The following is a 12,498-nucleotide window of genomic DNA, read 5'->3' on the forward strand; positions in this document are numbered from 1 at the left end:
GTCGAGCGCCGAGACGTTCAGCGCGCCGCTGAGGGTGATCGTGCCATCCTCGACCAGCGCTCGGGTGCTGCCGTCGATGGTGTTGACCGAGATCTTCGCCGCGACCTCGTAGCTCGACTCGTTGAGCGCCGAGACGGACAGGCTCGTGCCGCTGAAATCGCCGGTGAGCTGCGCCAGAACCGTGTCCGAGCCGTAGAGATAGGTCGCGCCGATCAGCGAGGCCTGCACCTTGTTCTCGAAATGGCCGTCATTGCTGGCCTCGATGGCAAAGGCTCCGCCCGAGGTGATCGTGCCGTCGACGATGGCCTGCGTGTCGCGGGTCACCGTCATGATGCCGATGGAGACCTCGAAATCGTCGAGCAGCGAGTTGATGATGCCGGTGGTGTCGGTGCCTTCGGTGCCCTCCTCGTCGGGCGTGACATCCAGGATCAGCGAGGAAGAGTCATTTGCCCGCACGAGGCCCGAGACGGACTCCCCCTGCAAAAGCGCGCTCCCGACCGTCACCTGGGCGCCCGACTGAACGGTGGCATGGGTGGTGACATCGGCGATCACCGCGTTGGCGAAGGATCCAAGCACCGACTGGCTGCCGTCGATCTCGACATCGAGCAGGGTCGAGGCCTCGAGGCTGAAGGCGGCGGCGGTGATCTCGGACGTGCCGGCCACGTTGGCGCTGGCGCTGGCCGTGGGCATCTGCAGCGGGTTGCCCTCGCTGAAGTTGAAATCCGAGAAATCGCCGGTGGCGTCGAGCACACGCTCGGCATGGGCCGAGAGCGCCACGGTGCCCGAGGAATGGATATCGCCCTGCACGTCGACCGAGGACGAGACCGAGCCGATGCCGGTCAGCTCGAGCAGGGTCAGCCCGAAGCCGGAGGCCGAGTTCGACGCCGCGAGCGTGACGTTGCCGATCGGGTTCAGCGCGGTGCCGAGCGAGACGCCGCTGGCAAGCGTGATGGACTCGGTCTCGACGGTAAAGTCCATGCCCACGGTGGCGGCGCTGTCCCAGCCGTCGATGCTGAGTGAGACGTCGGGGTTGAGCACGCCGAACTCGCTCACGATGGACAGGCTGTCGGTCGGCGCGTCGAAGGACAGGCTCTCGAGCCCCGGGCCGTCGATGATGAAATCGAACGCGCCCGGATCGAGGTCGAGCGAGGCGCTTTGCGTGCCAGGCAGCAGCGTCTGCATGTCGATGGTGACCGTGCTCGCGGTGTTGGTCAGGTAGACCGGCTCGAGCCCGGAGAAGCGCAGCTCGGTGCCGTCGATCAGGAAGCTGCCGCTGTTGGGATCTTCCGGCAGGTAGGTGACATTCTCGCGCTGGCCGTTGATGACCAGCGTGTCGAAACCGGCCTCGCCACCGTCGATGGCTCCGGACAGGGCGCCATTCGCATCCAGCGTGAAGGTATCGTTGTTGTTGGCGGCGCCGGTCAGGGTCTCGACACTGCTGAAGCTGAGGTTGACGAAGCCGTCGGTGGCGACCCCGGCATCGGGCTGGCCAATGGTCCACTCGACGTCGTTTGCCGTCTCGAAGGCGAGGCTGTCGAGCCCGTCTCCCCCGTCGAAGCTGAAGCTGAGCGGAGTGTGATCGCCGAAGCTGAGCCCGTCGAGCGTGATGACATCGCTGCCGGCCCCGCCGGTGATCGAGATGCCCGAAATCTCGGACAGATCGCCGAAGCTCAGCACCGTGTTGCCGGTACGGTCGAGGATCTGCACCCGCTGGACCGCGGCGGCGGTGCTGCCGTCGTTTTCGACCTCCTCGTGCAGCTGCACCAGCAGGTCGGTGTCGCGATTGTCCTGATAATAGGCGCTGAGATCGAGCGCCAACACGTCGCCGTTCAACAGCACCCGTTGTTCGAGCGGGTCGAGCATGAGCTGTCGCGCCGCCCGCTCGAGCGCCGCGAAGCGCCGTTTGTCTTTCCGTTTCAGCCGGCTCTTCACGCGACGTGTGTAAGGAATCCGCGGTAGCTGGCCGGGGCGTTGCTGGGCGAACGGAAAAGACATGTCAAAATTCCAGAACTGAGTTCCAATGCGCCCAGATCTCGCCACCTTGTCCCCAGGCGGTACACGTCATACGACGCATGCAGAGCGGGCATGGCTACTATGCGCGCCCGGGGGTTGTGCGGCAAAGAATTTTATTCTGCCTTTGGGATTATTCCGATGCTTCGGCGTTCACTTTTCGAGAGGATATGTCGCTTCCAGCCTCTGGATGAGCAGCGTAAGTGCATGTTTCGTTGATATTGTGCCATCGATTTTACAATCAGAGCGTGTGTAGAGCCGTTCCTGCTGGATCTGGCAGGCGCGATGGACGAACGCCTGGTAGGCGCAGAGATACCCGCGGAGCCACTCAAGAAATCGTGATTCCTGACCTATGCGAACCGAATCGTTCAATTGTGTCAATTTTCTGGCCAAGGCGACGTCCAGCGGCAGCTCGATCCAGACCGAGAACGGCAGGCGGCCTTTGAGCGCGGGGTCGAGGGGACCGAGCGGGGTATCGAGGATCACCGTCGGGTTGTGCGACACCGCCCGGCCGATCGCATCGGCAAGGCCCGGGGCTTCCATTTCCTCGTATGGCGCACCGCGCGCGAGCCAATCCTGCATGGCGGACGGGCCGTTCCGGGTGAATGTCTCGAAATCATCATAACGCAGCACCGGCGCCCCGATCCGCTCTGCAAGCGCGGTCGAGAGGGTCGTCTTGCCGCTGCCCGGCGGTCCGGAAATAGTGATGAGCGCAGGCAGGGTCACGCAGGCTTCTCCGCCGCGGTCACGTGAAAGGTCATGTCGATCTGCACCGCTTTCGGGGGCAGGGCGCGCAGCCCGGCCTCCTGCATCCAGCCGCGATAGACCGAGGGCGCGCGGTAGAACGGCCCGAAGACGAGGTTCGCCGCCGCCGCGAGGCCGCGCGGGACCGGCTCGTCCGCCAGCGCGCCGCGCTCGCAGACGATGAGCCGCCCGCCGGGTGGCAGGTGCTCTGCCGCCTGTCGCAGCAGGGCGAGGGCGTCCTTTGGTGCCCAGTCGTGCAGGACCGATTTGAAGAGCACCGCGTCTGCCTTGGGCCAAGCGGTCTCGCGGGCATCGCCGGGCAGGAAGCTCAGGCGCGGCTCGGGCGCGGCTTTCATCCGTGCAATCCCAAGATGGCAGACCGCCGGCAGGTCGAGCACGGTGGCGCGCAACGACCGGTGCCGCTCGAGCAACGCCTGCGCCATCACGCCGGTGTTTCCCCCGATCTCGAGCAGATGCGCGCTGCCGTCGAGCGGGATCAGCGGCGCCAGTGCCGGGGCCTCGCGGCGCGACAACGCGGTGACATAGGCGACCCAAGGCGCGCTGTCCTCGATCTGGGCGGCGCCGGTGCCGCGGGCGCGGTCGTAGCGGAAGAAGCCGAAGGTCTCCGCTCGCGACTGGAACGCACGCACCCCCGAGGACAGAGCCGGGCCATGTCGGAGCATGTCGCAGGCGGCGAGCGCCGTGAACTCGACCAGAGCTGCAAGATCGTCTGGCGCTTTCAGAAGCTCCGCCATCGCGGCGCTCGGGCGCCATCCGTCATCGCAGGCGAAGAGCGCCCCGCGCTCCGAGAGGATCTGCACCGCCCACGCTTCTTCGAGGTGCGGGCCGGGCGCGGGAAGCCGCTCGAACAGGCGATGGTGCAAGGCCGCCCGCAGGGCCGAGAGCGCCGGCAGGTCGTCGAGCAGGGCCGCTTCGAGACTGCGGGCATCAGATTGCAGGTTAGGGTTGTCCATCCGCCTCTCCGGTTTCGGCGAGCTTGCGTCAGCGACGGGCGCCATGCAACATTGCGGCGCGTCTCTACGGGAGGATGACGGATGCCCCCTTGTCAGTCTGTGCCGGCGATCCTGCTGGGCCTGAGCCTTGCGTTGCCGGCCTCCGCCCAGCCGCATGACTGCCTGATCGAGCCACGGGCGGTGATTTCGCTCACCTCGACCGAGCAGGGGCGCATCGACGCGGTGCTGGTGCGGCGTGGTGATCGTGTCAGCGCCGGGCAGCCGCTGATCCGGCTCGAGGATTCGATCCAGCGCCTGCAGCTCGAGATGGCCAGCGCCAAGGCCGGGACCGACGTGGAGCTGCGCGCCGCCGAGGCGCGGGTCGGCTTCCGGCGGGAGTCGCTGGCGCGCTCGGAGCGTCTGTTCGCCAAGGAGACCGTCACCGAGGCCTCCGTCGAGGACAAGCGCATCGAGCTGACCCTCAGCGAGATGGCGCTGGAGGAGGCGCATGTCGCGCGCGAACTGGCGCAGATCGAGCGCCGCATGGCCAGCGCGCTGCTTGACCGGCGCACGATCTCGAGCCCGGTGGACGGCATCGTTCTCTCGGTCGAGGCGGCGGCGGGGGAATACGCTTCGGACACCGAGGAAATGTTGGTGCTGGCCGAGATGGATCCGCTGCTTGTCGAGGTTTTCGTGCCGCTCGACTATTTCGAGCGCATCGCGGTCGGCGATCGCTACGAGGTCGCTCAGGTGGCGCCGCTCGACGGCCGTTTCGAGGCGACGGTGCGCACGGTGGACCACGTTTTCGACGCCGCCTCGGGGACCTTCGGGGTTCAGCTCGAGATGGCCAATCCCGGCGCCGAAATTCCGGCAGGGACGCGCTGCATGGTGGATTTCGATCAGGCCTCTCACTGAGATCTCTCCGGCGAGGAGCGCGCGGCCGGACCCTTCGCGCGCCTGCGCGTGACCGCCCGCTGCCCGGACACGGCAGAAGCCCTCCGACAACCGGCCTCTGGCCGGGTGCGAGCGCCGCCGGATGTCGCGCCTCCTCAAGCCATCGCGTCTCCGTCGGGTTCAGCCTCTGCTCCTAGCAGGATCTGCTCGGCAAAGCGGGCATAGCAGGGGCGGCGGACGTCAGCCGGGGTCGGGAGATGCGGAAACGCCGGTCTCCTCGCGCAGGGCGACGCTGTCGCGGGCGACCAGCTGTCCGCTGATCAGCACCTTCGTGGCAGGCTCGGGCGTGGTCGCGATGAGCATGTCGTCGAGCAGGCGGACGGCCATGGCGCCGATCCGGCGCTTCGGCACGTCGACCGTGCTCAACGCCGGCTCGCTCATGGCGCTCATGGGCAGGTTGTCGAAGCCGACGACCGAGACGTCTTCCGGGATGCGCAGGCCGCGCTCGCGCAGCGCCTTCATGAAACCGAAGGCGACCATGTCGTTGGCGCAGAAATAGGCCTCGGCGATCTCGGGCGCGCTGGCGAGCTGCGCGGCGCTGTCGCGGTAGGCGCCGTCGAGGGTGGAATCCACCGACAGGATCAGGGCCGGGCTGGGGTCGAGATTGAGCGCGGCCATCCCGCGCAGGAAGGCGGCGTGGCGCAGCTCGAAATTGGTCACTGCCGTGTGGCTCGATACCATCCCGATGCGGCGGAAGCCGCGCTCGGCGAGATGTTTCAACACCGCAAAGACTGTCTGGTCATTGTCCATGTCGACGAAGCTGATGTTCAACCGCGGGTGATATGTGTCGATGAAGACGAGCGGCAGCGGTACCCGGGCGAGGGTTTGCACTTCGTCGACGGAGAGCTCGGTTCCGAGGATCACCGCGCCGCGCAGATCGCCCGAGCGCAGCGACTCGGCGATGCTGTCGATCTCGGTGCGTTCGAAGCTCTCTACCTGCAGGGAGTAATCGCGCCGTGTCGCTTCGTAGGACATGCCGTCGATATAGTCCGAGATGAAATGATTGTGGTCGCGGTTCACCGTGTGACCGTGCCGGGCGATCTTGAGAAAGCGCAGCGTGTTGACGGAATCGGGCCGGCTCCGGCTGGTCCGGGGCTTGTAGTTCATCTCGCGCACGGCGCTCAGCACGCGCTGGCGAGTCGCTTCGGAAATCTCGCCTTTGCCATTCAGAACCAGCGAGGCGGTCGCCGCCGAGACGCCGGCGCATTCTGCCACCTGGCGCAGAGTTACCGACTTTTTTTCTTGTTTTGTCATGGGTTGCCCGAGCCTTGTGGAGCGGTCTTTGTTTACTAAACTTCTTCTTCCCTGTCGACAGCCTGAAGAAAGAATATCTTCACGATTCCGACGGAAAGCCTATTGAACGCTCCTGAATTATTTGCTAGCGATTTACTAAATCAAGTATAAGTTTACTAAATCCGATGGGAGGAGAGGATGCGTAAGCTTGATGGCCGTCTGGCCATTCTGTCGGCGCTCGTGCTTGCGCTGCTGGTGATCGGGGGCATCACCTCGGGCGGCACCTACCTGTCGCTGTTCAATCTTCAGTCCATGGCGACGCAGGTGCCGGAGATCGGCCTTCTCGCGATCGGCGTGATGCTCGCCATGTGTGCCGGCAATGGCGGCATCGACCTCTCGGGCATCGCTCTGGCCAACCTGGCGGGGGTCACCTCGGGGCTGGTGGTCACGCAATTCATCTCTGCCGCAGAGGCGCCGTGGCTCTTCACCCTGGCATTCGCCGCCGGCGCGGTGCTGGTGGGGCTCTTGGGCGGGTTGCTGAACGGCCTGATCATCTCGCGCCTCGGCATCACCCCGATCCTCTGCACGCTTGGCACCCAGATGCTGTTCACCGGTCTCGCAGTGGTATTTTCCGACGGTCGCTCGGTCACCGTGGGCTCGCCCGATCCGCTCTACGAGATTGGCAATGGCGTGATCTTCGGCGTGCCCTACGGCTTCCTGATCTTTCTCAGCGTCGCGCTTGTGCTGGGGGCGGCGCTGCGCTTCACCCCGTTCGGGATGCGGCTGATGCTGACCGGAGCGAACGCGCGGGCCGCCGATTTCAGCGGGTTTTCCAAGAACACCATCTTCACGGTCACCTACACGATCTCGGGCGCGCTGGCCGGCCTGTCGGGCGTGATCATTGCCGCGCGCAACGTGAATGTGAAATGGGACTACGGCACCAGCTACCTGCTGATCGCGATCCTGATCGCGGTGATGGCGGGCACCCGGCCCGAGGGCGGCTATGGGCGCGTGCTCTGCGTCGTGCTGTCGGCCATCGTGCTGCAGCTGCTGTCGAGCCTTCTCAATTTCATCGGCCTATCGAACTTCGTCCGCGATTTCGCCTGGGGGGCGCTGCTGCTCGCCTTCCTCGCGGTGGGGCGCTTCGAACTCATCGAGCGGCTGGCTGCTGGAATACCTTCGGCGCGTGCCCCTCGCGCGTCGAAGAGCTGAGCTTGAGGGAACTCTAGGGAGGAGGAATCCATGAAAAAGACGTTCAAACTGGGCTGTGTTGCGGCTCTCATGGTCACGGCCGCAGGCGCCGCGATGGCCGAAGGCACGATCACCACCGTGGTCAAGATCAGCGGCATCCCGTGGTTCGACCGCATGGAGACCGGGGTGGAGCTCTTCGCCGAGCAGAACCCGGACATGACCATCAGCCAGGTCGGCCCGGCGCAGGCGGACAGCGCCCAGCAGTTGCAGATCGTTCAGGATCTCATCGCCAAGGGCACCGATGCGCTGGCGGTGGTGCCGATGGATCCGGCGATCCTGGAGGGCATCTTCAAGCGCGCCATGGACCGCGGCACGATCATCGTGACGCACGAGGCCGACAACCAGATGAACACGATGGTGGATGTCGAGGCCTTCGACAATGCCGAGTACGGCGCGGCGCTGAACGAGCGGCTGGCGGAGTGCATGGGCGGCGAGGGCAAGTGGACCACCTTCGTGGGCTCGCTGGGCAGCCGCACCCACATGCAGTGGGTCGGCGCTGGCGAGGAAAATGCCAAGAAATACGAGGGTATGGAGCTGGTCGATCCGAATAACGAGAGCTTCGACGACGCCAACGGCACCTATGAGAAGGCCAAGGAGATCCTGCGCAAGCACCCGGATATCAAGGGCTTCCAGACCTCGGCGGGCAATGACGTGCTGGGCGTGGGCCGCGCAATCGAGGAGGCCGGTCTGGCCGGTCAGGTCTGCCTCGTCGGCACCGGTCTGCCGAACCCGTCGGCGGCCTATCTTGACAGCGGCGCGATCACCGCGATCGGCTTCTGGGATCCGCAGAAGGCCGGCATGGCGATGAACGCGGTGGCCAAGATGCTGCTCGAGGGCGGTGAGCTGTCCGATGGCATGGATCTCGGCGTCGAGGGCTATGAGAGCGTGACGCTCAAGGATGGTCCGGGCGACGGCAAGCTGCTGATCGGCAACGGCATGGTCCTGGCCGACAAGGACACCTACAAGGACTACCTCTTCTGAGGTTGCCCTTCCCACGGGGGCGCCTGACCGCGCCCCCGGACCCTTTCGATCAAGAGGCGCCTTTCCCGTGACCCAGAGCGATCTTCCGGATCAGCCGTTTCTAGAGCTGCGCGGCATCCACAAGCGGTTCGGCGGCGTGCATGCGCTGCGCGGGGTCGACCTGACCCTGCATGCCGGCGAGGCCTACCACCTGCTCGGCGAGAATGGCTGTGGCAAGAGCACGGTCATCAAGATCATGTCGGGCGCCCATGCGCCCTCTGAGGGCGACATCGTGCTCGACGGCGTGCATCACGCCGCGCTGAGCCCGATCATGGCGCTCGAGGCGGGGATCGAGACCGTCTACCAGGACCTCTCCCTGCTGCCGAACCTGACGGTTGCAGAAAACGTCGCGCTTGGCGAACAGCTGGTCGGCGGGCACGGGCGCATGCTGCGCTGGCTCAACCGCCGCACGCTTGGCACGACAGCCGCCAAGGCATTGCAGGAGGTCGGGCTGGAGCCGACCCGGACGCTGCTCGGCACCCGCGTGTCGGACCTGCCGCTGGCGATCCGCCAGCGCGTCGCCATCGCCCGCGCCATCGCGCAGGACGCGCGGCTGGTGATCATGGACGAGCCGACAACCTCGCTCACGCGGCACGAGGTCGAGACCCTGATCGAGGTGGTCGGCCGGCTGCGGGCGCAGAACGTCGCGGTGCTCTTCGTCACCCACAAGCTCGAGGAATGTTACCGCATCGGCGGGCAGGCCATCGTCTTCCGCGACGGTCAATGCGTGGCGCAGGGGCCGATCGAGGATTACAGCCGCAACCAGCTCAGCGAGCTGATGACCGGGCGCGAGATCGAGGCCCGTCGCTACCGCTCGGGCACGCCTTCGGACGAAGAGCTGCTGCGGCTCGAGGGGCTGGGCTCGGACGAGGCGTTTCAGGGCGTCAGCGCGGTTCTCAACAAAGGCGAGATCCTCGGCGTGACCGGGCTGTCGGATTCGGGCCGCAACGAGCTGGCGCTGGCGCTGTCCGGGCACCGCGCGATCACCGATGGACGGATCAGCATGGCGGGCGCGCCGGTGCAGATCGAAACCCCCGCGCAGTCCATCGAGCTTGGCATCGGCTACGTGCCCGAAGACCGGCTCGGCGAGGGGCTCTTCATCGACAAATCCATCCTCGACAACGAGGTGACGCTGATCCTCGACCGCATCCTTGGCCCGCTCGGCACGGTGGATCGCGGCAAGGCGCGGGAGGCCGCACGGCGCATCTCGGACGAGATGAAGCTCAACACCTCCGATATCGACCTGCCGGTGGGGGCGCTTTCCGGCGGCAATCAGCAGAGGGTGCTGATCGGCCGCTGGCCCAGCATCGAGCCGCGCCTTCTGGTTCTGCATGGCCCGACCGTGGGGGTCGACGTGGGCTCCAAGGACACGATCTATCGCGCCATTCAGGCGATGGCAGAGCGCGGGATCGGCCTGATCATCGTCTCGGACGACCTGCCCGAACTGCTGCAGAACTGCGACCGTATCCTGGTGATGAATGCCGGACGGATGGCCGCAGAGGTCGCCGGTGCCACCGCCAGCGAAGATGACATCTACCAGGCAATGCTCGCCTCCAAGCTGGAGGCCGCGGAATGACCATGACCCAATCTTCCTTCCAGACCGCCGACACGACCGAGACCGGAGAGGGCCCGGCCCGCCGCCGCCCCGGACTTGCCGAACTCTTCGCGCGCCGGCCCGAGCTCGTGAGCCTGTCGCTGCTGATCGCGATCTGCGTCGCGGTGGCGGTGATCAACCCGGCCTTCCTCGCGCCGACCTCGCTGATCGACATGGGCCGCGCCTCGGTGGTCACCGGGCTCTTCGCGCTGGGGGTCTTTGCGATCCTCGCGGCGGGGGGCATCGACGTCAGCTTCACCGCCATCGCTGCGCTGACCATGTACTCGCTGACGCTCTTCGTGCTGAACATGGCGCCGGGGCTGCCGATGGCGGCGATCCTGGCCATCGCGATCCTCGGCGGCACGCTTCTTGGCGCGATCAACGGCTGGCTGGTGCACAGTCTCAACGTCGCCGCGCTGATCGTGACCATCGGCACGCAATACCTGTTCCGCGGCATCCTGCTGGCCTTCATCGGCACCGTCTGGCTGATGGAGCTGCCGCCGCAGATGGTGGCCTTTGGCAAGGCCTCGATGCTCGACATCACCACTGCGACCGGCGCGACGGTGAGCCTGCCGTGGTATTGCCTCGTCTTCCCGGCCGCCGCTCTGCTCACCTGGGTGATCTTCAACCGCACCCTCATGGGCCGCGCCATCTTTGCCACCGGCGGCAACCCCGAGGTGGCGGCACGGCTGGGCTATGATCAGCGCCGCGTGCATCTCTTCGTCTTCGCCTTCGCCGGCGGGCTCGCCGGGCTGGCCGGCATCGTGCATGTCTGCGCCAACCGCATGGCGAACCCGTTCGACCTCGTGGGGACCGAGATCGGCGTCATCGCCGCCGTGGTGCTGGGCGGGGCGCGGATCACCGGCGGCACCGGCTCGGTCTTCGGCACGGTGACCGGCGTGCTGCTGATCACCGTCGTCAACAATGTGCTGGTGCTCGTAGGCATCCCCTCGACCTGGCAGCGCGTCGTGGTCGGCGCCTTCATCCTTCTCGCCGCGGCCTTCTTCGTGACGCGACGCCGCAAACTGCAATCCCGAACCCGGAAGTGACCCCAATGAAGAAGTTTCTGAACAGCCCCGAGGCCTTTGTCGACGAGATGCTCGACGGCATCTACCGCGCGCATCCAGAGGTCACCTATACCGCCGGCGATTTGCGCTGCTACGTGACCGCGACGCCGGTGGAGGGCAAGGTCGGCATCGTCACCGGCGGCGGCTCGGGCCACCTGCCGACCTTCCTGGGTTTCGTGGGTGAGACCATGCTCGATGGCTGCGCCGTCGGCGGGGTGTTCCAGTCGCCGAGCTCGGACCAGATCCTCGAGGTCACCAAGTATGTCGATCAGGGCGCCGGGGTGCTCTACCTCTACGGCAATTACACCGGCGACATCATGAATTTCGACATGGCCGGCGAGCTGGCCGAGCTCGAGGATATCGAAACCCGCACCGTGATGGGCAATGACGATGTCGCCTCCTCGGTGGTCGGCGAAGAGCACAAGCGCCGGGGCGTGGCCGGGATCTTCTTCCTCTACAAGGCCGCCGGCGCGGCGGCGGCGCAGATGCTGCCGCTCGACGAGGTCGCCCGCATCGCCGACAAGGCCCGGGCCCGGACCCGCACGATGGGCGTCGCGCTGTCGCCCTGCATCGTGCCCGAGGTCGGCAAGCCCGGTTTCGAGATCGGGGAGAACGAGATGGAGATCGGCATGGGCATCCATGGCGAGCCGGGCATCTCGCGCGAGCCGATCAAGCCCGCCGACGAGGTTGTCGATACGATGATGGCGAAGATCTTCGCCGAGACCGACTACGCGTCGGGCGACGAGGTGGCGGTGCTGCTCAACGGCCTCGGCGCCACGCCGCTCGAGGAGCTCTACATCCTGTTCCGCCGGGTCTCGATCCTGTTCGAGGAGCGCGGCGTGAAGATCCGTCATTGCTGGCTCGGCGAGTTTGCCACCTCGATGGAGATGGCCGGGGCCTCGATCTCGGTCCTGCATCTCGACGACGAGCTCGAGCCGCTCATCGCCGCGCCGGCGAACACGCCGTTCTTCAAGCACATCAAGGGGTGAGGCCCATGGCACTGACTGCTGAGCAGATGCGCGGCGTCTTCGCCGCCTGGGCAGACCGCTTCGCGGCCGAACGAGACGCCCTGATCGCGCTCGACGGCAAGGTTGGCGACAGCGATCTCGGCCTGACCATGTCGAAGGGCTTTGCCGCCGCCAACGAGGCGGTGGCGGGGCTCGAGGATCCGGGCCTGCCCGGCCAGATCAAGGTGGCGGGGGCGGCAATCGCCAAGGCTGCGCCCTCGACCATGGGCACGCTGATGGCGACGGGCTTCCTGCGCGGCTTCAAGGCGCTCGAGGCGGCTGACAGCTTCGGCACGAAGGAGGCGGCGGCGTTCTGGCGCGCCTTCGCGGATGGCGTCGCGCAGCGCGGCAAGGCCAAGCTCGGCGACAAGACCGTGCTCGACGTGCTCGACCCGATCGCGGTGTCGCTCGAAGGCGCGGATGGGGCCCTTCCGCAGGCGCTCGACAAGGCCGTGGCAGATGCGGGCGACGCGCTCGAGGCGACCAAGGACATGGTCGCGCAGCATGGCAAGGCCGCGGCGTTTCAGGAAAAGTCGCGCGGCCTGCCCGATGCCGGCGGCACCGTGGCGCTGATCCTCATCGAGGTGATGCGCGATGTGGCCAAGGCCGCCGAGGCGGGCTGACGGGTCCCAAGGCTTGCAACGGCCCGCCGCGCGGCATGGCGC

At 66.4% G+C, this 12,498-nt stretch carries 11 protein-coding genes; 7 read left to right on the top strand and 4 right to left on the bottom strand.

The genetic code is table 11. The annotated features are described in order from the left end of the window. The 3 genes from AC6RA4_RS17075 to AC6RA4_RS17085 all read right to left on the bottom strand — a co-directional run. Nucleotides 1-1,932: LEPR-XLL domain-containing protein (locus AC6RA4_RS17075; protein WP_500162398.1), on the bottom strand; the 1,932-nt coding region annotated here is incomplete at its 3' end. Between the two features lie 231 nt (nt 1,933-2,163). Continuing rightward, entirely contained in the window at nt 2,164-2,736 is a 573-nt protein-coding gene (locus AC6RA4_RS17080; protein WP_500162400.1) for an AAA family ATPase, read from the bottom strand. Then, nucleotides 2,733-3,728, bottom strand: coding sequence for a methyltransferase (locus tag AC6RA4_RS17085; RefSeq protein WP_500162402.1), 996 nt, complete (start codon nt 3,726-3,728; stop codon nt 2,733-2,735). The genes AC6RA4_RS17080 and AC6RA4_RS17085 overlap by 4 nt, the downstream gene beginning before the upstream one ends. 81 nt (nt 3,729-3,809) lie before the next feature. Here AC6RA4_RS17085 and AC6RA4_RS17090 point away from each other — a divergent pair, with 81 nt between their 5' ends. Next, a complete protein-coding gene (locus tag AC6RA4_RS17090) occupies nt 3,810-4,622 on the top strand; it encodes an efflux RND transporter periplasmic adaptor subunit (RefSeq protein WP_500162404.1) in 813 nt (270 codons plus the stop codon). 219 nt (nt 4,623-4,841) lie between these two features. On the opposite strand, the gene AC6RA4_RS17095 is transcribed toward AC6RA4_RS17090, so the two are convergent. After that, the gene (locus AC6RA4_RS17095) at nt 4,842-5,915 is read right to left on the bottom strand and encodes a LacI family DNA-binding transcriptional regulator (protein WP_500162406.1); all 1,074 of its coding nucleotides are present in this window, start codon (nt 5,913-5,915) and stop codon (nt 4,842-4,844) included. A gap of 177 nt (nt 5,916-6,092) precedes the next feature. Between AC6RA4_RS17095 and AC6RA4_RS17100 the strand changes: the two genes are divergently transcribed. The 6 genes from AC6RA4_RS17100 (at nt 6,093) to AC6RA4_RS17125 (ending at nt 12,456) form a co-directional block, all read left to right on the top strand. Continuing rightward, a complete protein-coding gene (locus tag AC6RA4_RS17100) occupies nt 6,093-7,106 on the top strand; it encodes an ABC transporter permease (RefSeq protein ID WP_500162408.1) in 1,014 nt (337 codons plus the stop codon). Nucleotides 7,107-7,136: 30 nt separating this feature from the next. Then, a complete protein-coding gene (locus AC6RA4_RS17105; protein ID WP_500162410.1) occupies nt 7,137-8,126 on the top strand; it encodes a substrate-binding domain-containing protein in 990 nt (329 codons plus the stop codon). Nucleotides 8,127-8,193: 67 nt separating this feature from the next. Then, nucleotides 8,194-9,741 (top strand): sugar ABC transporter ATP-binding protein, encoded by a 1,548-nt coding sequence (locus AC6RA4_RS17110; RefSeq protein ID WP_500162412.1) that lies wholly within the window; start codon nt 8,194-8,196, stop codon nt 9,739-9,741. Next, nucleotides 9,738-10,808: an ABC transporter permease gene (locus AC6RA4_RS17115; RefSeq protein ID WP_500162414.1), complete on the top strand. Its 1,071-nt coding sequence runs from the start codon at nt 9,738-9,740 to the stop codon at nt 10,806-10,808. Before AC6RA4_RS17110 ends, AC6RA4_RS17115 begins: the two co-directional genes overlap by 4 nt. A 5-nt stretch (nt 10,809-10,813) precedes the next feature. Then, a complete protein-coding gene (locus AC6RA4_RS17120; RefSeq protein ID WP_500162416.1) occupies nt 10,814-11,815 on the top strand; it encodes a dihydroxyacetone kinase subunit DhaK in 1,002 nt (333 codons plus the stop codon). A 5-nt stretch (nt 11,816-11,820) separates the two neighbouring features. Next, nucleotides 11,821-12,456 carry a dihydroxyacetone kinase subunit L gene (locus AC6RA4_RS17125; protein WP_500162418.1) on the top strand — a complete coding sequence of 212 codons (636 nt, stop codon included), beginning with the start codon at nt 11,821-11,823 and terminating at the stop codon, nt 12,454-12,456. The last annotated feature ends 42 nt before the right edge of the window (nt 12,457-12,498 follow it).

The sequence above is a fragment of the Salipiger sp. genome (assembly GCF_059781815.1).